This is a genomic window from Nocardia sp. NPDC047654 (assembly GCF_043205035.1).
In the GTDB taxonomy this organism is placed as follows: Bacteria; Actinomycetota; Actinomycetes; order Mycobacteriales; family Mycobacteriaceae; genus Nocardia.
In genome coordinates this window covers 1,497,335-1,519,773 of the sequence record NZ_JBIDDF010000001.1, presented here as the reverse complement: position 1 = coordinate 1,519,773, position 22,439 = coordinate 1,497,335, and the positions used below count along the sequence as shown (strand labels likewise).

The window sequence follows — 22,439 nt, the reverse complement described above, 5'->3', positions numbered from 1 at the left end:
CTCGGAAGGTTGCGCCCGAGCTGTCGTGGTATCCCCCACGACCGCGGCGGCTCCGGCGGCGAGCACGACGGCAGCTACCAGCGCCGCCCCGCGAATACGGGTACGCCGCCGGATTCGCTTGCCGGGGAGCGTCTCGATCGAAGTCGCAGGAACCATTGCAGAAGATTTCACGATGATGACCACTCCGTCCACGGAAGCTCGCGAGTCAGATCCGGGTGCCGATGTCGCGGGCGACGATATTGTCCATTGCGCGTTCGGCGACCGCGGCGATGGTCATCGACGGGTTGCACGCCGCGGTGTTGCCCGGCATCAACGCTCCGTCGAGGACGTAGAGCCCCGGTTGGTCGTGCACGCGGCCGTCGAGGTCGCAGACCACGCCCATACCGGCCCCGCCCAAGGGATGCCAGGTCGACGGGAACAGGGCGTTGGTATCGAGCAGCATGCCGTCAGGACCGGCGATCCGTTGTACGGCGGGGCCGATGTGATTGTCCTGGATGTAGCTGTCAGCGTCGGTGGGCCAGTGCAGGACCGCGTCGTCGCGTGCGGAATCGTAGGTGAACGTGCCACGTCCGTCGCTGACGCCGTATCCGACCATCATGGTGCTGCGAGGGTCCAGCGACAAAGGCGGGATGGATGCCTGGATGACCGTGTGGGCGGCGTGCGGATCGTCCCAGTTCTTGCTGCCGTAGACCACCGGCCCGCCCTGGGGAGCGCCGAATTCGGCGGAGGGATCGGTCCAGACGTAGATGCGGTCGGCGTTGGTGCCCCAGCCCTGGCCCAACCCGTCCGGCAGATCGCGGATGAGCCCCTTGGCGCCCGCGCGCACCAGCAGGCGGGTGGTGTTGAGACTGCCCGCCGCCAAGATCAACGCGCCGGTGCTGAGGATCTTGTTCTCGACCACCGTGCCGGTGGTATCCAGGCGCTGCACATGCACGATCCACCGGCCGTCGGATGCGCGTTCGACGTCGGTGACCTCGTGCAGGGTTTCCACCCGAACCAGACCGGTGGCCTCGGCGGCGGCGATATAGGTGACATCGACCGAATGCTTGCCGCCGTTGTTGACGCCCATCGCGCCGTCACCGTTGGTGTAGGACGGTTTCATCTCCCCGCGCAACTCGGCCAGCGCGAAATCCCAATCGATGGGCATCGGGATCTTCGACAACGGCATCCCTGCCCGCTGGACACGATCGGCGAAGACTCGCGCGGCCCGGTAATTGTCGCTGGCGATCAGCTCGTCGGGCGCCTCGGCCAAGCCCAGCATCCGGGCCACTCGCGGATAGTGAACCTTGTTCATCAGTGCCCAGTCCAGTTCCGCGGGGAAGTGGGTGTCGAAAACCTCCCGCGTGGGCTGTAGCGACATTCCCTGGTAGACAAGGGAACCGCCACCGACGCCCGACGCGCACAGGGCGGTCATGTTCACTCCCGGCACCGCTTCGACCAAGCCGGTGTAGGGCTCGAACACCATCGGCCGCCCGAACAGATTCGGACTGGAGCGATACCACAGCAATCGCTTGTCCGGTGACGAGGCCCGGGGGAACGTTTCGGCATTCGGTCCGGTGGTCCAGCGCATCCCGCGCTCGAGCACGGTCACGGGGACACCCGCTTGCGCCAGGCGCAGGGCACTGACTCCGCCACCGAAACCGGAGCCGACCACCACCACGCGGTGCTCCTCGTGGGTCAGCGCGACGTTGTTCACCTGTGCGGCGGCAGGCACGGGTGTGCGGGTGGCCAAGGCAGCGGCACCGGTCGCGGCGATACCGGTCAACAGTGACCGGCGCGAAATTGCTGGCATTACAGATCCTTCGGTGGCAAATACATGTCGAACCACGTCCTGAGCGTCGTGCGAGCCGGGCTTCCGGCTGCCGGATCAGGTGGTGTGCGCGTGGCAAGGCGATCTCCGCCGCGAGCCGGGTGCGGCCGGCTCGGGCGATCGGAGACCTCGGTCAGCGCCGATTCGAGCCCGGCGCGAGGGGCGGTCAGTCGAAAGTGCAGCCGGTGACGGGTTTGTCCGCGAGGCGATCGAGCAGGTAGGTGATCGCGTTGTCCGGCCCGAAGCCATCGATCATCTCCGGCCCGAAATGATTCGGGATAGTGGTCCCTGGAAGGATCGGCGGCAGATCATTGGTGCGGAAGGTCACCGTGGCGCCCTTCGCACACCAATCCTCGGCCAACTGACGCGCTTGACCGTAAGGGACGGTGTCGTCGTTCAAACCGCTGGTGATCAACACCGGCGACGCCGGGGTGAGATTACCGATACGCAACTCGGCGAGCACGGGCCCGGCCTCGGGAATCGCCGCCAGATGCTCGCTCAGCGAACGGCCGTCGTTGGTCAGCGAACTGGTCTTCAGAAAGGGGTGACGGATGATGATGTCGCCGATGCATTCATCGCTGAGCGTCTCCAACATCGCCCGCCCCGCGGGCGTGGTCACCCGATCGACAGCCTTGTTCAAATCCGGGTACCGCGCGAGCAGACCATTGATCGCGAACCCGATGGCACCACCGATCAACGCGCCGTCGATACGTTCCAGGATCGCCGCCAGGTCCGCCACCGGCCCGCCTGCCCAAGTACCCTTGAGGTTGAGTTCCGGCGCGTAGTCCGGTTGCATCTCCGCCGCCGCGGCGGTCGCTCCGCCGCCTTGCGAGTAACCCCACAGCACCACCGGGGTCTCCGGTCCCACACCCGCCAGATTATGAGCCGCGCGCACCCCGTCGAGCACCGCGTGCCCCGCCTCGATCCGGTTGGCGTAGGTATGAATTCCCGGCGTGCCCAGCCCGATGTAATCGGTCACCAGCACCCGCGCACCCAGCCCGCTCCACACCACCGAAGCCGGAAGTTCCTGATTCGCCGACAACCCCGGCGAAGGATCGGCGAACACCGTCAACCCGGTGGAGAACGCCACCGACATCGCACAGCGATCGCCCTGCCCCGACGTACCCGGACCGATCACCACCGTCGGACGCGGACCCGGCCCCTGCCACGGTCCGGTCGCATCGATGAACGTCCCGGACACCGCCACCGGAGACCCGTCCTGCAACCGCGAGGTGTACATGACGTGCTGCGCCTTGCCCGGCCACCCCTTGTCCGTGGGCGGCGTCGCGAACAGCGCCATCGGCGCGGTCTTGATGATCGCGCCTCGTTCCGACGGGATCTGCGCGGGCGGAAGGTAGAAATCTCCGACCGGCGCGGCCGCCGCCTCCCGCGTGTCGACTCCCACCACGGTCACCACGGTGACGCACACCGCGGCCACCACCACCGCCACCGGAGCGGCCCAGCGCCAACCCCACCGGGAACGCCCATGCTGTCGTTGCATCGATCAACTCTCCGTGAACTCCACCCGGCACCGTCGCCGGGTGTCCTGCGTCGCAATAGCCGATTGACATGAACTACGTCACAGCATGCGACCTACGGAACAGTAACACGGTTACTCAGAAGTTGGAATCGCCTCATCGCCACCCCCCGAAGGTCGGCGAGAAATCGGTCCGAGCAGGTCGGCGCGGTCGGCCGACCGGGCTGAGGTCGGCCCCGACCGGAGCCGCGGCCGACAACCCACTACGGAACAGCTCGATCGCGCCGACCGCGGCCCCGGTGATCGTCGCGGCATGCAACGCCTGCGCTTTGAACGCTTGCGCGGCGATACTCAATCGGTGCAGGACCGGATCGACCCGACGTCCGGATAGGGACGGCCACCCCTCACCCCACACGACCACTTCCACACCGCCGTCGTCCAACGCCTCGAGCAGGCCCCGGCGCGCGCGGCGATCGTTCGCGCAGATGTTCGCACCGGCGGCCAGCGCGTCCGGCCGACGCCCTTCCCCCGACGGGGCGAGCGCGGACTCGAGTGGCACCACCTTCGCGCCCAGGATGCGCAGCGGGCGGGTATCCGACATGTCCGCGACGAGCACTGTCACGTTCCAGCCCGCCGCCGCACGATCGAACAGCCAGCCACCGGCGTGCTCGACGGCATCGGCGACGCTGCCGGCCACGACGTCGAGGCGATACCTCTCCATCACCACCCCCTCGGCCCCGGTGGCGTGCACAGCGAGCCGACCGCGCCCGTTGTCACCTCGCGACCATCGTTTTCCACCCGGAAACCGCCACGGCCACCGCCGCGATCCGACCGGCCCGTGCCCGCGCTCGCGCTTCCGACGAGACGTTGTCGATCCATCAAATGACTCCCCAGAACTCCACCACCGCGACTTGCCGACCCGAGTGAGTCAGATCACGAAGATGACGTCCATCACAGTGCAAACCACCGCACAGTAACACAGTTACTCATGGCCGGGCGTAGGGCGGCCGTGTGGTGATGAGCCTCCGCTCCCCGCATCAAGAGCGCTCGTTCGCGGAGGGACGCCGCTGCCGAACCCGTACGCCGGGATCGGACGCCGATTTCAGGATGCGCCCGTGACCGGAGCGGCGAGCCTCCGCTCCTCGACCATCCGCTGCAATTCTTCGAGTGTTTCGTCCAGCCCTGGACCTGAACGCGGTCCGGGCGTGAAAGTCGCGGGGAGTTTGCGCATTCCTTGGATGAGGCCGATCGTTTCGTAGTGCACCGCGCCGTCGGGATCGCAGGAGAAGTCCGGTATCCGGTCGAGTACGGCGACCAGCATTCGTTTGAAGACCAGCCGGGCGATGTTGGAACCGATGCAGCGGTGGATCCCGAGCCCGAAACTCAGATGCCGGTTGCCTTTACGGTCGAGGATCATGGTGTCGGGGTCCGGGAACACGGAGGGGTCCCGGTTGGCCATGGCCCAGGACAGCCATAGCCGCTCACCTTCCTCGAACTGTTGGCCGGCCACCTCGCAATCCGCCGAGATCGTGCGACCGTCGCCCGGTGCCGGCGTGAAATAACGCAGGAATTCCTCGGTCGCCGGGTTCAGTAGCTCGTCGCGTTCTCTGCTCAGGGTTTCTCGCTCATGGGGGTGTTGGGAGAGCCACTCCAGTGCGTGCGCTGTCAGTGCCGTTGTCGTGTCGAATCCCCCACCGATGAGTAACCCGAGAATGCCGAGTAGGTCGATTTCCTCGGGTTTCTCGCCGTCTATCTCCATCCGCGCGAGCGCATCGATCAGTCCGGGGCGAGGGTTGTCTCGGATCTCATGCAGGTTGGCCAGTAGATCCATGCCCATCGCCATGTTCAGGCTCTGTACGCGCTCGATATCGGGGGAATCCGGTGGTGTGTACACCGAGGCGTGCGCGGGCTCGCTGTACACGGCCCACTTCCGCAATGGGATACCCAGCAGGGCCAGGGTGAGGACCGCGGGGACGATGTTCGCGAGATCGTCGACGAAGTCGATGTGTCCGGTCTCGATCTTTTCATCCAGGCAGGCATAGACCAGTTCGTCGATGAAGGGTCGCCATCGGTTGACGGCGCTGGGTGAGAGATACGGGTTCAGCACGGATCTGAACAGTCGGTGCTCCGGGTCGTCCATCTCCAGGATGCCGTTGCGCATCGGCAGGTACGTGGTGCCCGAAGGGATTGTGATGCCCTGATATCCACGGCGCTCGTTCTTGTAGTCCCGATCGCTGGAGACGTACGGGCATCGGGCGAGTTCGAAGACCTCGCGGTGGCCCGCGGCGACCCAATGACCGCCGTGGGTGTCGGTCCATGCCAACGGGCACTGTGCGTGCATCTGCCGGGTGACCGCGCCGAATTCGTTCCGGTATTCCGGTGCGTGACGGTCGAAGTGATAATTGCGTTTGCGACGGGACTCGGCCGCCATATGTTCTGGGTTCACTTTTGCGTCCTTTCGAGCGACCGGGAGCGCCGTCGATTGCCTCGAGGAGTTCGGCGGACTCGGCTCGCCGTGCTGGGTTCATCGCGGGACCGCGACAGGGGCGGAGAGGCCGCCGTAGGGAGTGGGGATGGACAACGGCCCGATCGGCGGGGGCTCAGCGGTCTCCAGCGGATCACGCCACGGGGCGGGAGGCACGGGGTCGTCGGGCGGGCGTGGAGCGTTGCGCGCGCCGCGGGGAATGAGCGTGGTGTCGGGGTCTGTGCAGTCCGCGTGGAGATACGGTTCGGCGTAGTCGGGCACCGAACCGGGGCGTCGTGGCACGTGGTAGTCGCAGGCGTAACGGGGGTAGATGCTGGCCAGCGCCCAGACTCCCCCGTCGTGGAATGCCGAGGTGACGGCGTCGAGCGCTGATCCGTCCCGCTGCTGGGGAAAGAAGAATTCGTCGAGGGCGGGGATCCGGGAATAGGCGACCTGGGAGACGGTGACGAGGTTGCCCAGGAGTCCGACCATGGTGGGTGAGTTCTCCGCGAGGATGGCGTCGAGGGCCGACAGCATCGGCGGTGTCTGTGTGACGAGTTGTTCGAAGCCGCCGGTCATCGAGGAGACGCCGCTGAGTGTGGCCGACAGGTTCGCCGAGGTGGACCGCAGGGCGGTGCGCCCGTCGTGCAGGGTCGCCAGCACGACTCTGCTGTTGTGCAGCAGGTTCACCGTCTGTGGCAGGACCGCGTCCAGCGTCGAGACGAGAAAGGCGCCGCCGTCGATGATCGCGGCCAGTTTGTCGGGGCCGGCCCGGCCGACGCCGAGTTCGCGGGAGATCGCGGCGAGTTGGGCGGGATCGATCTGGGCGAGTGTGCCGCTGAGGCTTTCGAGCATGTCCGACAGCGGCACGGGCGTGGAGGTACGGTCGGCGGTGATGACAGCGCCGTCCGCGAGGTACGGGCCGTCGTTGGTGGCGGGAAGGAAGTCCAGGTACTGCTCGCCGGCCGCCGACAGGGCCGCAGCCCGGACGGCACCGGATGCGGAGATCCGCACACGCTCATCGATGGCGGCGACCGCGATCACCTTGTCCCCGGCCACATCGACGGTCTCGATGCGCCCGACGCGGACTCCACGCAGGGTGACGTCCTGCCCGGGGAGCAACCCGCCGGATCGCTGCAGTTCGACGCGCACTCGATACGGTTGGTCGAGCGGGTCGATATCGAGGGTGCCGATGAGGAGATATCCGCCTGCGCCGACGAGGATCGCCAGCAGACCGGCCGATGACATCGCGAGCCGGTGTCGATGCGCGCGCCGGATGATGCCCACGAGCAGCCGGGCGGACCGTTCCCCTTTGCCGGGGCGGAAACTCGTGGTCATCGTGGCGCGCCTTCCAGCCGGGTGCCCAGTCGATCGAGCATGTGCTGCAGCGAGCCCACGAAGGCCGCCCAGTCCGTGGCGTCGGGAAGCCTGGCACCGGGTGTGCCGGGAAAACCCGGGTCGGGGACCGCGCCGACGGCGAGCTGGGCGACGTCGACATCGACGTGGCCGTTCGGGCCGCTGATCATCTTGATGACGATCCCCAGCATGGTGTTCAGCTCGTCGAGGTCGGCTTCCGGGTTGACCGCCGCGGCGTTGAGGCCGGCGGCCAACTGATCGAGGTTGGCTGCCATGCTGGTGTCGTTGGTGCCTTGGAGGCTGGGGAACCGCGCGAGTTGCGCGGTGATCGTATGAATGCGGTCCACGAGGGTGACGAACGAGTCGGTGTTGTCGGCGAGGACCCGCATGGCGGGTCCTGCCGCGGCGACGGTGTCGGCGAGGGTGGCCTGCTGGGTGGCGAGGGTCGCGCCGAGATCGGCCGCGGAGCGCAGGACGTCGTCGATTTGCGCGGATCGGGCCGAGAGGGTGGCCAGCGAAGTCCGGGTCTGCTCCAGCAGCGCGGCGAGCCGCTCGCCGCGACCCCCGACATGTTCACCGAGTGCGGAGACCACTCGGGTGAGGTAGTCGATGGTGCCGCCGCTGACCAGGAGCGATGCGCGAGTGAGCATTTCCTCGATCGTGCTGGCGGCCGAGGTCGACTCGATCGGAATCGTATGGCCGTCGCCGAGCATTGCGGTTCCCGGTTCCGGGGCCGGAGGTGGTTTCAGTGCGACGAATACATCGCCCATGGGTGTGGCCGATCTCAGTTCTGCCGACGTGCCCACGGGCAGGTGCACGGTGGCGGTGATACGCAGCGTCACCACGGCGGTGTAGTCGCGCGCCGACATGGACTCGACCTGGCCGATGTCGGCGCCGTTGAGCTTCACCTTCGCCTTGGTCGGCAGATTGAGCGCATTACCGAAAGTCGCCGTCAGGGTGTAGGTGTCGCCGCTCAACCCCGGGGCGGGCAACGGTAGCCGGTCCAGTCCGGTGGCGCATCCGGTGGCCGACAGGGCGAGCGCGGCGACGGTGGCGACGAGGAGGCGCGTGTGCTTCGGTCGTGTCATCGGCCGTGCCTTTCCGCCAGTCCCGCCAGGATGGCGGTGATCCCGAAATCCGGTCCCATGTCCCGCATGGTGCCGGTGGCACAGCCGAGATTGTTCAGCTGCAACAGATTGCAGACCTGCTTGACCATCTGGCCGTCGAGCAGAAGCCTGTTGATGTCGACCGCTGCGCGTAGCGCGCCGACGTTGTGGTCGATGGCGTTGTAGGCGTTGTCGGTGACCAAGGGGAACACATCGAGGAATTCGGCGAGGTTGTAGTCGTAGGCGGCCAGTGACGTCGACAGGGTGTTCGCGTCGGTCGTGAGCCCGGCGATGGTGCCCCGGTGGCGGATCAGCAGGTCGGTGACTTGCGCGATGATCCGGTTCAGCGCTGCGCCGGCCGTGCCGGCGCCCAACTGTTGCTCGGCCAGGAAATCGCTGAGTCGCGCTACAGCGGAGCCGAATTCGCGCAATGTCCGGTCGTTGCGCGCGGCTGCCGCGGTCAGGGCGTCGAGGTTGGTGACGACCTTGGTGATCGCGTCGCGGGTGGCCGCGCCGTGGTCCTCGCCCGGTTGCAGCGCGCGTGCGAGTTCACCGAGCGCGGCACGCATGTCGTCGCCGTTGCCGCTGGTCGCGGCGGCGCCGAGGTTCATCAGGTCCGCGACCGGGCCCGAGCCGTCGCCGTCACCGCCCAGGGAGGCCGCCAGTTTCTGCGCCATCGACAGCAGGGCGTCGAACTCGACCGGAGTCTTTGTGCGGGTCGTGTCCAGCACCGCGCCGTCGCGCAGGGTGGGCCCACCCCGGTAGACCGGCGTCAGCTCGACGTGGCGGTCGGTGAGTATCGAGTCGGAGATCGTGACCGCTTGCACATCGGCCGGAAGCCGGGTTCCGCTGTCGATGGTCATCTCGACTTCGACGTCGGTCCCGCGCGCGTCGATGCGGACTATCCGGCCGACGCGCATCCCGAGTACCGATACCGAGTTGCCCTCGTAGAGGCCGTTGGCGTTGGCGAAGTGGGCCGTGAGGGTGGTGGTGTCCGCGCCGGGTCCGGCCGAGCATCCGGCCAGGCAAGCGGCGGTCAGTGTGACCACGGCCAGTTTGACGGTGGCGAGAGTGACACTCATCGGCAGTCCTGTAGGTAGGGGGCTTCGCCGACCGTGACAGCGGTGGCGCTCAACGCGCACATCCAGGAGTCGATGAAGGCTCCGTCGGGGGCGTTGGCGTTCAGCTCCGCTCCCGTCCCGGTGGCGTTGGCGAACAGCCGCCACGGAACCGGAAGGATCTGCAGGATGTTGCGCAGCAGGTCGTCGTGGCCGGCGATCATCGCGGTCATGTCGTGCAGGTCGGTCAGCAGTTGCTCGATCTCGGCATGCTCACCGACAGCGACGGGTTCGAGTCGGTGTACCAGGGTGGTCGTCGCTTCGAGTAGCCGACGCAGCGCGGCTTGCCTTGCGTTGATCTGTTGAAGCACGGTGCGGCCCTGCCCGATCACCGCGGCCAGACCGGCCTGCTGTTCGGTGATGACGGTGCTGACCTGGCCGGTGCCGGCGAGCAGTGCGCCGATCTGGTCGCGGCGCTGCGCGATGACGGCCGACAGGGATCGGACATCGCGCAGGATGCCGGGGAGCACGGATGGCACCCCGTCGAGTTCGCGCGACAGAGATGTCATCGACCGGGCGATCTGGTCGGTGTCGAGTTGATGGAAGGTGGTGGTGGCGTCTTGCAGGGCGGTCTCGAGGTCGTAGGGGACGGTGGTGCGGGACAGGGGAATCCGGTTGTCGCGAAGTTCGCCGGCGCCGGTGGAGCGAAGCTCGACATAGCGGGAGCCGAGCAGCGTGGTCAGTTTGATCGCGGCTTCGGTGTCGGCGCCCAACGTGACGTCACCGTTGTCGATCGTCATGGTCACCTCGACATGGTCACCGGCCAGTCGGGTGCCGGTCACCGTGCCCACGGGGATTCCGGCCCAGGTGACTGCGTCGCCTGCGCCGATACCCGCGGCTTGGGCGAAATCGGCGCGGTAGGTCCGTGAGCCGAGGTGTAGCGAGTTCAGCACGACCACGGCGACCAGCACCAGCACCAGCGAGACGACGGCGGTGAGCCCGATGCGCAACGAGGTGTCCACTTCGGCCACAACGCCTGTGGTGCCGGGAAGCCGTGGACGGCGGGTGATTGCGCGCAGTTGTTCGATCATGGTTCTACCTGCAGATGGCGGAGTTCTGGGAGTGGCCGGTGGGCGATGCGGCGCCCAGGATCCGCGAGATCACCGGGTCGACTCCGGGGACGAGACCGAATCCGATGTCGCAGACATAGGCGTTGACGAAAGCGCCACTGTCGGTGGCTCGGACCATGGACTGCAACAGCAGCGGAAGGTTGAATCCGAGGTAGGCGAACCGTTCCCGGCCATCGACGAAATGTCGTGCGAAGCCTGGTTCGCGACGGATGAACTCGTTCAGCGACGGGGCGGCGCCGTCGACGACGCTCGCGGCATCGGACACGACGGTGGCGATGCGGTCGGTCTGCTCGATCAGGGTGTCGCGGCGGGCGTCCAGCGCATCGAAGAGCTTGCGGGTCTGTGCGAGTGCCGTCCGCATTCCGGTGCCCTGCGCTGCCAGCGTGGTCATCACGATCGAGAGGTTGTCGAGGAGTGTGCCGAGGATCTGGTCGGGTCCGGCGAAGGATTGCGCCAGAGTCGCGGTTTCGGCGATCAGGGCGGCGACCGCGCCGTTGTCGCCTTGGAGCGCTCTGATCAACGCGGCGGTCAGGTTGTCGACGTCCTGGGGGTCGAGGGTGCTGAACAATGGCTGGAATCCGTTGAGTAGAGCGGAGATATCGAAGGACGGTTCCGTATGCTCGAGCGGGATCTGCGCGCCGGGCGCCAGCGGCGTCGCGTCCCCGAAGTCGGACAGGCTCAGTCCGAGGTAGCGCTGCCCGATCAGATTCTGGTAGGTGACCGAGGCCAGGGTGTTGCCGTAGACGGTCTGATCCCGGCGCAGCCGGAAGGTGACCTCGGCGTGTGGTCCGTGGATGTCGATGGCATCGACTCGGCCCACCTGCACCCCGGCGATCCGGACGTCATCACCGACTCGCAGCCCGGAGACATCGGCGAACACAGCGGAATAGGAGTGGGTGTCGCCGGTGATGTCGCGTCGCAGGGTCGCCTGCACCATCCACGTCAGCAGGGCGGCGACGAGCAGGAACGCGGTGAGTCCGGCGAGGTCGCGTTTATGTTTCACCGTGGTTCTCCTGCCGGTGTTGCGGGGGTGGCCGGTGCGGTATCGGGAGGCGCGGTTCCGCGGTCGGCGAGCGACTGCGGGGTCAGGCCGAACAGCTCGGCGAGGCCGACGGATTCGGGCGGCAGGCCCAGGCGCTCGGCGAGACGTCGTCGTTGCTCAGGTCCGCTCACCGGCAGGTCGAGGGTGCCGATGACGGGCGGGCCCGCGGCGGGGCCGTTTTCGCAACTCGCGCCGGCCAGTTCGCCGTAACGGGGGCAGTCGGTGCGGGTGTACTGCTTGTGCGGGGTGAGTTCGACGATCACTTTGGCGGTGCCGCTCTGGTCCTCGGCGTTCCAGAAATCGTGAGTGAACACTCGTGCGACTCGGGTCTGGGAGGTCGTCATCTGGACGAAGTTGCCGCTGCCCGCGGCCAGGATTTGCAGGACCGGCCCCATTCTGCTGTTGAGGTCGATGATGGTGTCGGTCCGATTGGTCATCGCTGTGCCGACCCGTTCGCTGGTCGCGATGCCGCCGGTCAGCAATTCCGCCAATCGGAGTCGCTGCTCGGCCACGCTGCGCATGGGCCCGACCGCCTCATGCAGCGCGGTGAGGAGATCGGGTGCGGACTGCTGCAACCCGTGCACCGCCTCCGTTAGTCCGGTGAGCAGAGGCAATTCACTGGTAGAAGTCGCCTCTGCGTTGTAAGCGCGCACGATTCGTTCGAGCTGGGCCGCGGCTGCCAGCGCGTCCTCACCCCGGCCCCGGGTCGCTCGCTCGACGGTTTCGAGGATTCCGACGGTGGGGTCGGCGCGGGGTCGCCCCACGGCGGCGACGATATGGCTCAGCGCGGTGAGTGAGGTCTGTAGCTGCACGCCGGCGCGGCTGTGGTCCTCCGGGATCCGGGCCCCCTCCGCCAGGGCGGCACCGGGGCCGTTGTCGATGAGCTGTATCGAGGACACAGCGAAGACGTTGCTCGGGACGACACGCGCCGTCACGGTCGCCGGAATCCCGCCGGCGTGCTCGGCCAGCAGATCGATACGCACCGAGTTGGCTCGGCCGTCGGCTGCCGGTACCACTTCCCGCACACTGCCGACCAGCACGCCGCGATATTTGACATCGGACTTCCTGGGCAGTCCGTCACCGACATCGACCAGTAGCGCGGTGACTCCGACAGTCCCCGCGAACGCGCCTTCGGATCGGGCGATCATCGCCGCGACGGTGGCCGTGATGACAACCAGGACGGCCAGGCCGCGCACGAACAGCACCGCGTTGGACAGGTGCCTGTCGTCGGATTCGAATACGATCGCCATCGCGCTACCCGCTGATTCTCGAACCGGCGTCGAAACCCCACAGCGCCAACGTCATCAGCAGATTCACCGAGACCATCACGGTGATGCTCGCGCGCATCGCCCGCCCGGCCGCGACGCCGACCCCCTGCGGGCCGCCGCGCGCGTAGTAGCCGTAATAGCACTGGATCGTGGTGGTGACGGTGACGAACACGATCGCTTTCAGCAGCGAGTAGGCCACGTCGCTGCCGCTGAGCACGAGGTCGAAATAATGTTCGTAGGTGCCGAACGATTGGCCGCCGAGGAGCCCGACGAACAGCTCCACAGCGAGGTAGTCGGCGGCCGATCCGGCCAGGAACAGTGGGATCATCGCCACAACGGAAGCGACCAGCCGCGTCGAGACGAGGAACGGAACCGGGCGGATCGCGATGGAATCCAGGGCGTCGATCTCCTCGGAGATCCGCATAGCGCCCAGCTGTGCGGTGAACCGGCAGCCCGCCTGCGCGGCGAACGCGATGGAGGCCATGATCGGAGCCAGCTCACGGGTCGCGGCGGTCGCCGCGATCATCCCGGTGGCGGCCTGCATACCCAGCAGTTTCAGCGCGTTGAATCCCTCTATACCGACGATGCCGCCGGCGGCGACGCCCAGGATGATCATCACCCCGGCGGTCCCGCCGCCGACGATGAGCGAGCCGTTTCCCCAGGTGACGTCGGACAGGATTCGCATCGATTCCCGGCTGTAGTGCCGCAGGGCCAGCGGGATCGAGACCACGGCGCGCACGAAGAAGGTGAACATGTGCCCGAGCCGGATGATCCCGTACCACGGTGGTCGCGCCACCGCGATCACCGTCCGAACCCCGGGTGGGAGATAGGTGGTGGCCATCAGAGTGTCGCCCTCGGGAACAGCATGGTGTAGATCTGGGTGAAGCCGAGATTGATCACCATGAGCACGACGATGGAGGCCACGACAGCGGCGTTGACCGAGTTCGCGACACCTCCCGGTCCGCCCCGGGTGTTCAAGCCCTTCTCGCATGCGATGACCACGACGATCATCCCGAACACCGCGGCCTTGACCATGGCCAGGTACAGATCACCCGCGGTCGCGAAGGAGGAGAACGTCGCCAGGTAGCTGCCCGGTGTCCCGTCCTGGATATAGACGTTGAACAGGTAGCCTGCGAGGAATCCGACGAAACAGCTGACACCGGTGAGGGCCATGGCGACGACGATCCCCGCGGCCAGTCGCGGCACGACGAGCCGGCGCAGCACCGAGATGCCCATGACCTCCATCGCATCGATCTCGTCGCGGATCTTGCGTGAACCGAGATCCGCGCACAGCGCCGAACCCACCGCTGCCGCAAGCAGAATGGCGGTGACCAGCGGAGCCGACTGACGGATCACGGCCAAACCGCTCGCCGCCCCGGCCAGCGCGGTGGCGCCGACCTGCCCGGCCAGCAGGCCGAACTGGATGGAGAGTGTCGCGCTGATGGGCAGGGCGACCGCTACCGTCGGAAGCAGTGAGGTCTTGACCATGAATGCCGCTTGCGCGACGAATTCGCCGAAGGGGAAGCGACGTCCGGCGATGTCGGTGAGGAGATGGCGAAAGGCGTGCCGACCGAGTGCGACCTGCCGTCCGACAGTCTGCAGTGACGCGATCGGGTGCCGCCGTGCGTACTCCTTCGACCAGTTCTTGATCTCGGCGACCGCGGTGGGCGCGGCTGGATGGTTGTCCGGGGCCTCATCGAGTGTCACTATGAGCCTCCCTTTTGGTGTCGACGTGTTCGGAGTCGCTAGGGGCTCGCAACGGATTGCCCCTGTCGATGCGCGCCCGACGGCGATCGGCCTTCGGGTCGGACGCGCGTTGTCGTTATCGCGGTTTGGGTGCGGCGAGTTCTCGAAGGGACGACATGAACAATTCATCCATTCGCGGACTGAGTTCGCTCAGCGTGGTCGCGCCGGCGTGACCGGCGGAGCCGAAGACACGTTCGAGGGCGTCGGTGGTGGTGGCGGCGCCGATGGACAGGCACAGGCAGGCGACGCCGTCGGCGCGCAGTTCTTCCAAGGCCTTGCGGGCGTCGGCTTCCGCGTAACGGCCTTCGTAGCCATCGTCGTAGGGAAAGCCGTCCGAAAGGACGACCAGCAGCCGGTTCTGCGTACCTGCCTCGTTTCTGAGAATTTCGCCTGCCCCGCGGATGCCGGCGCCCAGACGTGTGTAGTTCGAGGGTTGGAGTTGGTTGAGCCGGGCTCGTTCGACCGCGCCGAAACGCTGATCGAATGTCTTGATCGCAGGTAGGTGGACAGCGTGTCGGCCCTGCGAGCGAAAAGCGTAGACAGCGACGCGGTCGCCGAGCTCTTCGAGCGTGCGGGCCAGGGTGGCGGCCGCCCGTCGCTGATGGTCGTGGACGGTCAGGCCCGCCGGATCGGTGTCGGTGGCCGATCCGGAGGCATCGAGCAGGATGAGGACGCCGAGATCGCGCTCGAGTTTGCGGCGTTCCAGGTAGATGTTTTCCGCGGGCGAGTATCCCGAACGCAGATCGACGACGAGATCGATGAGCGCCTCGATATCGAGCTCGTCACCGTCGGGGCGGCTGCGCAGTACCTTGGAGCCGAGGCCGATGCGAGACAGGCGTCGTCGGAGCACGTCGTCGTGCGGGACACCGGCGGCGGAGATGTCGGCGGCGACTGTCAACGGGAAGTCGATGACCCGGCACCACTCGGGTCGATACCGCTGGGAGTGTACGTCCCACTCCGGATGAAGGGCGCCGCCTATACCGAGCGCGGCGCCGGGCTTGTCGTCATCGGTGAAACTGATACGCGTGGGCAGAGGCCGGGCATTTGCTCCCACCTTCTGCACCCGTCGGACGGCGCGAACTTGCATCTCTGCGCCTGCCGCTCCGTCTCCGGGGGAACGGGAGTTGCCGAACAGCTTGCGCAACCGATCCGACAGAGCCCGCGAGTTGAACAGGGGATTCTCGAACAGTCCGAGAATTTTACTTCCCGCGGCCTGCTCGCTGTCACCGTCATCGTCGTCGGCCTCGGGCAAGTCGATGGGATCGAAATCCAAACGCAGCTCCTTGTCGGTGGCCCGTGCACCCGCTCCGGTTGTCGGCGCCAGCAACCGGGAAGGTTTGATGACACCGAACCACTCGGGTGGATCGGCAACCGGCACACGGCCTGCGGCCACTTCGAGCGACTCCTCGGCGGTCGCGGTGCCGGGTGGCGCATGGGGACCGAGCGTTGTTGCGAGAGGGACCTTTTCGCCGAGTTCGGCGAGCACTCGGCACCCTTCCAGCGCCAGGTAGCGGCGCGCTACCGTGGGGCGTGCCCGCATTGTCCTGACCAGATGTCGATCCAGGCTCCCCGCACCGAGCAGGGCGGTCTGGACCAGCATCTCGCGGCGCTGTTCTGCGGTGGACCGACCCGCCGAGACGAAGACGGTTCGACCGTTGGTGTGAGCGGCTCGGCCCGCGGGTGCTTCCGCCACATCGACAGACCGACCGGCGACGAATGTCGCGAGGAGCCGGAAGCGGTCGAGGTTCGCCGGATTCGAGGCGTTCATGTCCGTGGCAGGACGGCGTCGGCGAGTTCACCGAGGGCACGCACGACGTCGGGATCGTCGGAGAGAGCCTGGACGACGGCCGACTGGACGGCGCTGCGCAGGCTCAGCCCCTCGGCGACGAGACCGCCTGCCAGGATCAACAGCCGGGTGGAAGCGACTTCGCGCAGCGGCGCCCCGTCCAGGTGGCGAATCGCGTGACCGAGTGAGACCAGGGCACGCGCGATGTCGGATCCGATTCCCGCTTCGTAGGCGACCACTTCGGTCTCGATATCGACGGGTGGGAAGTCGAGCTCGATGGCGACGAAACGCTGGCGGGTCGACTCCTTGAGGCTCTTCAATACGCTCTGATAGCCGGGATTGTAGGAGATCACCAGCTGAAAGCCCGGGGCTGCTCGCAATGTCTTGCCGAGGCGATCGATCGGTAGTTCACGCCGGTGGTCGGCGAGGGGGTGGATGACCACGGTGGTGTCCTGGCGGGCCTCCACCACTTCGTCCAGGTAGCAGATGGCGCCCTCGCGCACGGCCCGGGTCAGCGGCCCGTCCACCCACACCGTTTCACCGCCCTGGAGCAGGAACCGGCCCACCAGGTCCGCCGAGGTCATGTCCTCGTGCCCGGCGGCGGTGATCAGCTCGCGACCGAGTTCGTATGCCATGGCCTCCACGAAGCGTGTCTTCCCGCATCCCGTGGGGCCTTTCAGCAACACCGGCGAACCGCGGCGGGCTGCGGCGTGGAAGACCTCCACCTCGTCGCCGACCGCCCGGTAGAACGGCGCCTCCAAATCCTGGAGTACGGCGGTGGATCGACTGATCGACATATCAATTTCCTCGCTCGAAGGGAACGACTTCCGGAAGTTCTTCCCCGTCCGGGAGAACGAGCCGGCCTTCGGGATCGATGTAGCCGGTGTTCTTGCCGGGGATCGGCAGAACAGGATCAGGGCACAGCCGCCCGGTTCCTTCACCGCAGATGCCCATGTCGAAGTACGAGCGCTTCTGGATGTCCTCGGGCCAGGGGTCGGCGTTCATGCCGAACCACTGAGCGGGAAGGTTGTAGCACACGAAGAAGAACACGCTGCACGCCGCGAAGATCGCCAGGAAACGGGTGAGTTGCTGCTGCACGAACCCACCTTGGACACGTTCCAGTCCCCGCTCGACGAATGTCCGGCCACGGTCGTCGGTGAAGTAACGCAGTGCGCACAGACCAGCCTGGACACCTCCCCACATGAGCCCTTCATAGATCGGCCATTGGTAGTAGGTACCGGCGTTGATCGACAGCGATTGGATCGCACCGGGATAGGTGAAAAGCCCCATCGGCATCAGGAACATGCCCTCGATGACGAAGTCGAAGAAGAACGTCCACACGATCAGAACGCCGATCAAGCCGAGGTTGCCGATATTCGGCCATTTCGCCTTGGCCCGGCGCATGATCCAGCATCCGAGTATCGTGCACAGCAGAACTCCGTACGAGTAACCCGCCGCGTTCATCAGCAGCGGTTCCGCCATCATCTCGCCCGGTTCGCCATACGACCGCCAACCCGGAACGTGCTGCACCCACGAGCCCCGGTTGAACATCCAGGTGTTGTATGTGCTCCAGGTGTTGAAGTAATTCAGGAGCGGATCCTGGAAGAACAGCAGGCCGCAGGCCACCAGTAGCATGCCGTCGGTCGTGATCCGCCGCTCCCGCCGCCATGGCCTGACGATGAAGTAGTAGACGCCGATCGGCCAGCCGGCCAAGACCACCGCTGTCCACGTGATCAGGACTGTCTTCATCCACACCGGCGGATCGCTCGGCCCGGTGGGCACCCGCACGAAATAGGGCCCGGTCGCCCAGCGGATCCACACATACAGCTGGAACAACAGGATCGCACCGCCGAGAACGGCCCAGATCCGGACCGGCTTGACCGTGGACTGAACCTGGGTACCGAGCGTGTCCACTCCGCCGAGCGACTCGGTGACACGGGGGGCGTTCTTCCTATTCGACAGTCCGGTCATGACACTGTCTCCTTCGGATAGTTGCGGTACAGCGCTCACGCATCCGTGCGACCAGGGGGATACGGATCGGCGATGAGCTCGATGTCGCAGGGACCGTGGTCGACATCGTTCGACTACGGAGAAGTCGTCAATTGCCCTCCGTCGAGGGCCTCCTCAGCCAAGATACCACCTAGTATCTCACCATCCAAGTAGTTTCTGAGATCCTCCGCTACACTGAATCGCATGGTCGAGCGATGGACGTTGGAGCGCCGCCTCGAGCGCACCCGTTCGCTCCTTTTGGATGCCGCCGAGGCGGTGTTCGCCGAGAAAGGCTTCACGGCAGCGACTCTCGACGACATCGCGCATACCGCGGGCTACACGAAAGGCGCCATCTACAAGCACTTCGCCACGAAGGAAGACTTGTTCTTGGCACTGAGCGACCGGTACTTGCGTCGCTATTTCGACACTTTCGCCGAAGTGCTCTCCTCGGTGTCCGAAGTGGGAGCGCGCGAACTCGACGCAATCGCCCAGCGGTGGCGTCAACTCGGCCACGACCGCGGGACCGATCACGCCGCGCTGGGCTACGAGTTCACGTTGTATCTGCTTCGCAACCCCGAGGCACGGGAACGCGTAGCGGCCAAAAGGGCCGAGGCCGTCGAGTCACTGGGCAGGTTCATCGCCGAGGGCCTCGACCGGGTCGGCGGAACTCTGCTGATCCCCCCGCTGACGTTCGCGCACATGATCATCACCACCAGCGACTCGGTCGTCCTCGGGAGCCAACTCGACGATATCGACCTCTACCGGCCGATCATCGAAATGTACGTGTCGGTAATCAAGTTGCCCTGATCGCGCCGGCACCCCCTGTCGCCGACACCGCACCCCTAGGGCACGTGACACCCACCCACCCGCACGATGCATGAGAATCCCATTCTCGAAGGTGGTTCGATGATCGGTTTCTTACCCGTCTTCGGCACCGCGACCCTCTACGACCGCACCGGAACGTTCGGCACCTGCGTGGTCACCGCCCCTCCGACGGCGACCACCCGTCGATATGACGGCCCCCTCCCGCTCACCGCACCGACCGGCCCCGCACACCAGGCGACGCTCGGCGTAGTCGGCAGCAAGTCAGGCTTGGAGCGCGGGGGGTGGAGTTTCCGGCAGCGCCGCCGGAGGACCTGCTCGATCAGCGAGTCACCCCGAGCAACGACTCTTCGACCACACGGGCGACCGCCTCGGCCACCTCGCCGGATTCGATCACCGCGCCAGTACGGCACAGAGGCAGTGACCGGCGGCCGGTCGCTCGTCCGGATCTCGCCCACCGGCGATCCTCGACGATCGGACAACACCGGGAGTCGGCCCCGAGGGAAGCCGACCGGCGGGCGGTGTTCGCCAGGCCCACCTGCGCGGCAGCGGAGGAGCAGTGGCCGCGGTTTGCGCACGCCGCATCCGGGAGGGCACGCAGAGCAACCGACAGCCCGGTTGCGCCGCGCCGGGACCAGGACTCCCCGGCTACGAGATCGGCTCCGCCGCACGGCGATACGCGACACCGTGGGAGAAATCGACTGATTCGATCATGAATTTGTATCCGAAGTGAAGATCAAATGGTGTTACCTCGGCACAATATATCGTTAGCCAACTATTAACGGTGATTATCCCCACAATAGGAGAAGTGGATTTATAGATCTCTTTTTCCTAACGTTGCTGGTGCACGTCATATGGCGTCGTTATCCAACCGTGAAAGGAAGCTTCGTACATGTTCTCTCGCAAGGCCCTGATCGCCGCCAGCAGCATCTCCGCCGCCACCCTGTTCTTCGGCCCTGTCGCGGTGGCCTCCGCCGCCGGTTCCGGCGCCGCCGGCTCCGCTGCCACCGGCTCCGCTGCCACCGGTTCCGCCTCGGGTTCGGCCGACGGCGGCTCGTCCACCGGTTCCGCTGGTTCGTCCTCCGGTTCCGCCATGCTCGACTCCGGCAGCTCGGCACTCGACGGCGGCACCTCCGCGATCGTCAACATCATCGATGCGATCACCGGCGTCCGGGACCTGAACCAGCCCCAGCCCGCCGCCTGATCCGGTCCCGGTAGATCACCACTTCCTCCGAGCCACCGCTCGGGACCGGCATTTCTTCTCACCGCCACGCTGCGCATCAGCGATGCACGTACCATTGCAGTGTATTTGCCAGATTTTGAATATTCATTCGACGTGCCAGCGTAGCCACGGCGGATGAACCCCCTCGATTACATTTGCCCGCCAAGGAGATAGCGCCTTCACGCTATGAGCGCGGGGCTTCCTTGAACACCAGCTGCGGGACCTGTGGCGAACTCGAATCCGCTCGCTACCGGGAATCGCGGACACGATGGACCGGCGCCACGGCCGACCGGACGATCGCCGTGATGGCCCACCGGCGCCACGCTTCCTTCCGCTGGCTCCACGACCAGCCCGAACACGGTGTCAGAGCCGTGACATTTCGTCAGGCCGGTGTCAGCTGGGCTGACGAATCCGATGGTCTGGCCCCGCCGGGCTGACGGGCGATACGGCCGACAGTGGAGTCATCTCAGCCACCGGACGGCCCGGAGTCGTCGCGGTGGTGCACGAAGGGCCGGGGAATAGCCGACCACGGCATGACGCGAAACTCGTACTCTCCAGAAGATGCGCTGCTCGCGTGTCCGGATCACCGCTTGGATCAGCCTGGCGAATGGCGGATGGCAGAGGTGCTGCGCCGACCCGCGCGCACGCGCCGAACGAGTCCGCGACTATCGGGAACCAGAGCAGGGTGAGGACCGTCAGCGTGAGTGCGTGCCAGGCTACCCGCCACCACCATTGGACCACCGGCGGGAACGATGTTGCGGTGGTGGCGAGCGGTACGGCGAAAGCCCAGGCCAGGAAGACGTCACCGATGGGGAGGGCACCGAAGGCGTAGCGTTTCGAGTTGCCGAAAGTGACCGGTACCCCGACGCTTTCACCGAGGCCGGTGAGTGGACCGGAGAGGGAGCGATCGCCGTGCACTCGGGCCGCACCGATGGTGACCACGCTGGCCGACGCGCTGATACCGAGAATGAGTGGCCCGGAATCCACATCGCCCGCGCCGCTGTGGCCGTGCGGGTACTCCCGCACTCCTGGCAGGCCGAGTGGGGTATCGATGAAGAGTCGGCGGAATGTGCTGTACTGCTGTCCGGCCCACGCGGGGTCTATCTCCGGCAGGAACCGCTGGATCATCGATTGTGACGAGCCGCGCGCACCCTCCCCCACGGGAGTCGCCTGGTGCGGCAGTAGACCGGTCGCCGGGTCCAGGCGTGAGCGAGCCGAGATGAGCCAATCGGCGATCACCGGCTCGAAACGCGGTCCGAGGATGCGGTCGTGCAACTTCAACGCGGACACGGCCACCACACTGTCGACCGGCCAAGCCTGACCCGGATACGCCGCAAGGAACGGCCCGTCCATACCGAAAGCGACCGCGAGTCCCTCGCAATCCGCGATGAATTGCGCCGTCTCCGGTGCGCCGGCACCGGCGAGTTCGATCACGTCCCCACGCAACCGGCTGGACCATCCGACATAGAAAACCCCATATGCCGGGCGCAGCCGCGCATCGAAAACCGCCCGTGCCGAAGGCGATCCCAATCGCTCCAGCGCCCAGCGTGCCTCCCGAAGCGCCTCGTCCCGATATGTCGTGTCGCCACGGGCGATATCAGCCCACGCCAACCCGTACAAGACGTGGGAAAAGAAATAACCCTCGGGGAACATGCCCTGCATCTTCTCCCCGAGCCCCGACGCCAATTCCGCACGAAGAAACCGCAATTGAGCGATGACATCGGCACGCGGCTGCTCATCCCGATACAGCCGTACCTGCGGGACGAATAACACCAAGGTGAGCAGAGCCGCGACGGCGACATACATCGCGCCCAAAACGGTCCTCTGTGCTTCTGGGTTCCGGCCGGCCGCAGAGACCCGTGCGCAGCCACGCTTGTACCCCATGCGGCCGGAATCTATCAGAACCCATCCCCAGCGGAGAGACCCGCGAGTTCGCGGGATTATCGCGATCCATCTCGACGGAGAATACCGACCGGACCGGGATCGGACCTCGGTCGATCGCAAACGCCCCGTTCGCATTGCTCCCGAGTGCCGGTACTCACACAGCTCGGTCAGCGAGGCTGCGCCGATGCTCGGCACGGCTGGGCCTTGCGCCGCTCGAATATGCAGGTCAGATGCCTACGCCGGGGGTCGAGCCCGCGCGTCGGCATCAGATGTGACGCA

18 protein-coding genes are annotated in these 22,439 nt (G+C 66.3%); 2 read left to right on the top strand and 16 right to left on the bottom strand.

Features of this window, described 5'->3' with window-relative positions; all coding sequences use genetic code 11:
• Positions 1-205: 205 nt before the first annotated feature.
• From ACGF7Y_RS07185 to ACGF7Y_RS07115, 15 genes are all read right to left on the bottom strand, one after another.
• Entirely contained in the window at positions 206-1,792 is a 1,587-nt protein-coding gene (locus ACGF7Y_RS07185; RefSeq protein ID WP_393230248.1) for a GMC oxidoreductase, read from the bottom strand.
• Positions 1,793-1,976: 184 nt separating this feature from the next.
• Entirely contained in the window at positions 1,977-3,311 is a 1,335-nt protein-coding gene (locus ACGF7Y_RS07180; protein ID WP_393230245.1) for a lipase family protein, read from the bottom strand.
• Positions 3,312-3,444: 133 nt separating this feature from the next.
• Positions 3,445-4,008 (bottom strand): hypothetical protein, encoded by a 564-nt coding sequence (locus ACGF7Y_RS07175; protein WP_393230242.1) that lies wholly within the window; start codon positions 4,006-4,008, stop codon positions 3,445-3,447.
• Positions 4,009-4,389: 381 nt separating this feature from the next.
• The gene (locus ACGF7Y_RS07170) at positions 4,390-5,733 is read right to left on the bottom strand and encodes a cytochrome P450 (RefSeq protein ID WP_393230239.1); all 1,344 of its coding nucleotides are present in this window, start codon (positions 5,731-5,733) and stop codon (positions 4,390-4,392) included.
• A gap of 78 nt (positions 5,734-5,811) precedes the next feature.
• Positions 5,812-7,089, bottom strand: a complete 1,278-nt coding sequence (locus tag ACGF7Y_RS07165; RefSeq protein ID WP_393230236.1) for an MlaD family protein — start codon at positions 7,087-7,089, stop codon at positions 5,812-5,814.
• A complete protein-coding gene (locus tag ACGF7Y_RS07160; RefSeq protein ID WP_393230233.1) occupies positions 7,086-8,195 on the bottom strand; it encodes an MlaD family protein in 1,110 nt (369 codons plus the stop codon). Before ACGF7Y_RS07160 ends, ACGF7Y_RS07165 begins: the two co-directional genes overlap by 4 nt.
• Positions 8,192-9,295, bottom strand: a complete 1,104-nt coding sequence (locus tag ACGF7Y_RS07155; protein WP_393230231.1) for an MCE family protein — start codon at positions 9,293-9,295, stop codon at positions 8,192-8,194. Before ACGF7Y_RS07155 ends, ACGF7Y_RS07160 begins: the two co-directional genes overlap by 4 nt.
• Positions 9,292-10,362 (bottom strand): MCE family protein, encoded by a 1,071-nt coding sequence (locus ACGF7Y_RS07150; protein ID WP_393230228.1) that lies wholly within the window; start codon positions 10,360-10,362, stop codon positions 9,292-9,294. Before ACGF7Y_RS07150 ends, ACGF7Y_RS07155 begins: the two co-directional genes overlap by 4 nt.
• A 4-nt stretch (positions 10,363-10,366) precedes the next feature.
• Entirely contained in the window at positions 10,367-11,404 is a 1,038-nt protein-coding gene (locus ACGF7Y_RS07145) for an MCE family protein (protein ID WP_393230227.1), read from the bottom strand.
• A complete protein-coding gene (locus ACGF7Y_RS07140; RefSeq protein ID WP_393230224.1) occupies positions 11,401-12,693 on the bottom strand; it encodes an MlaD family protein in 1,293 nt (430 codons plus the stop codon). The genes ACGF7Y_RS07145 and ACGF7Y_RS07140 overlap by 4 nt, the downstream gene beginning before the upstream one ends.
• Before the next feature lie 4 nt (positions 12,694-12,697).
• Positions 12,698-13,552 carry an ABC transporter permease gene (locus ACGF7Y_RS07135; RefSeq protein ID WP_393230221.1) on the bottom strand — a complete coding sequence of 285 codons (855 nt, stop codon included), beginning with the start codon at positions 13,550-13,552 and terminating at the stop codon, positions 12,698-12,700.
• A complete protein-coding gene (locus tag ACGF7Y_RS07130; RefSeq protein ID WP_393230218.1) occupies positions 13,552-14,418 on the bottom strand; it encodes an MlaE family ABC transporter permease in 867 nt (288 codons plus the stop codon). The genes ACGF7Y_RS07135 and ACGF7Y_RS07130 overlap by 1 nt, the downstream gene beginning before the upstream one ends.
• Positions 14,419-14,533: 115 nt before the next feature.
• Positions 14,534-16,225 carry a nitric oxide reductase activation protein NorD gene (locus ACGF7Y_RS07125; protein ID WP_393230215.1) on the bottom strand — a complete coding sequence of 564 codons (1,692 nt, stop codon included), beginning with the start codon at positions 16,223-16,225 and terminating at the stop codon, positions 14,534-14,536.
• Entirely contained in the window at positions 16,222-17,040 is an 819-nt protein-coding gene (locus ACGF7Y_RS07120) for a CbbQ/NirQ/NorQ/GpvN family protein (RefSeq protein WP_393230213.1), read from the bottom strand. The genes ACGF7Y_RS07125 and ACGF7Y_RS07120 overlap by 4 nt, the downstream gene beginning before the upstream one ends.
• Position 17,041: 1 nt before the next feature.
• Positions 17,042-18,214 (bottom strand): spirocyclase AveC family protein, encoded by a 1,173-nt coding sequence (locus ACGF7Y_RS07115; protein WP_393230211.1) that lies wholly within the window; start codon positions 18,212-18,214, stop codon positions 17,042-17,044.
• Between the two features lie 222 nt (positions 18,215-18,436).
• Here ACGF7Y_RS07115 and ACGF7Y_RS07110 point away from each other — a divergent pair, with 222 nt between their 5' ends.
• A complete protein-coding gene (locus ACGF7Y_RS07110) occupies positions 18,437-19,039 on the top strand; it encodes a TetR/AcrR family transcriptional regulator (RefSeq protein WP_393230209.1) in 603 nt (200 codons plus the stop codon).
• A 907-nt stretch (positions 19,040-19,946) separates the two neighbouring features.
• A complete protein-coding gene (locus ACGF7Y_RS07105) occupies positions 19,947-20,258 on the top strand; it encodes a hypothetical protein (protein WP_393230206.1) in 312 nt (103 codons plus the stop codon).
• Positions 20,259-20,669: 411 nt separating this feature from the next.
• On the opposite strand, the gene ACGF7Y_RS07100 is transcribed toward ACGF7Y_RS07105, so the two are convergent.
• Positions 20,670-22,082 carry a hypothetical protein gene (locus ACGF7Y_RS07100; RefSeq protein WP_393231015.1) on the bottom strand — a complete coding sequence of 471 codons (1,413 nt, stop codon included), beginning with the start codon at positions 22,080-22,082 and terminating at the stop codon, positions 20,670-20,672.
• Positions 22,083-22,439: the final 357 nt, after the last annotated feature.

Excerpts from the sequence above, each read along its gene's own strand:
- ACGF7Y_RS07125 (WP_393230215.1), bottom strand. The coding sequence starts at position 16,225 with ATGAACGCCTCGAATCCGGCGAACCTCGACCGCTTCCGGCTCCTCGCG.
- ACGF7Y_RS07155 (WP_393230231.1), bottom strand. The coding sequence starts at position 9,295 with ATGAGTGTCACTCTCGCCACCGTCAAACTGGCCGTGGTCACACTGACC.
- ACGF7Y_RS07110 (WP_393230209.1), top strand. The coding sequence starts at position 18,437 with ATGGTCGAGCGATGGACGTTGGAGCGCCGCCTCGAGCGCACCCGTTCG.
- ACGF7Y_RS07185 (WP_393230248.1), bottom strand. The coding sequence starts at position 1,792 with ATGCCAGCAATTTCGCGCCGGTCACTGTTGACCGGTATCGCCGCGACC.
- ACGF7Y_RS07180 (WP_393230245.1), bottom strand. The coding sequence starts at position 3,311 with ATGCAACGACAGCATGGGCGTTCCCGGTGGGGTTGGCGCTGGGCCGCT.
- ACGF7Y_RS07115 (WP_393230211.1), bottom strand. The coding sequence starts at position 18,214 with ATGACCGGACTGTCGAATAGGAAGAACGCCCCCCGTGTCACCGAGTCG.
- ACGF7Y_RS07160 (WP_393230233.1), bottom strand. The coding sequence starts at position 8,195 with ATGACACGACCGAAGCACACGCGCCTCCTCGTCGCCACCGTCGCCGCG.
- ACGF7Y_RS07120 (WP_393230213.1), bottom strand. The coding sequence starts at position 17,040 with ATGTCGATCAGTCGATCCACCGCCGTACTCCAGGATTTGGAGGCGCCG.
- ACGF7Y_RS07135 (WP_393230221.1), bottom strand. The coding sequence starts at position 13,552 with ATGGCCACCACCTATCTCCCACCCGGGGTTCGGACGGTGATCGCGGTG.
- ACGF7Y_RS07150 (WP_393230228.1), bottom strand. The coding sequence starts at position 10,362 with ATGATCGAACAACTGCGCGCAATCACCCGCCGTCCACGGCTTCCCGGC.
- ACGF7Y_RS07175 (WP_393230242.1), bottom strand. The coding sequence starts at position 4,008 with ATGGAGAGGTATCGCCTCGACGTCGTGGCCGGCAGCGTCGCCGATGCC.
- ACGF7Y_RS07140 (WP_393230224.1), bottom strand. The coding sequence starts at position 12,693 with ATGGCGATCGTATTCGAATCCGACGACAGGCACCTGTCCAACGCGGTG.
- ACGF7Y_RS07165 (WP_393230236.1), bottom strand. The coding sequence starts at position 7,089 with ATGACCACGAGTTTCCGCCCCGGCAAAGGGGAACGGTCCGCCCGGCTG.
- ACGF7Y_RS07100 (WP_393231015.1), bottom strand. The coding sequence starts at position 22,082 with ATGTATGTCGCCGTCGCGGCTCTGCTCACCTTGGTGTTATTCGTCCCG.
- ACGF7Y_RS07105 (WP_393230206.1), top strand. The coding sequence starts at position 19,947 with ATGTTCTCTCGCAAGGCCCTGATCGCCGCCAGCAGCATCTCCGCCGCC.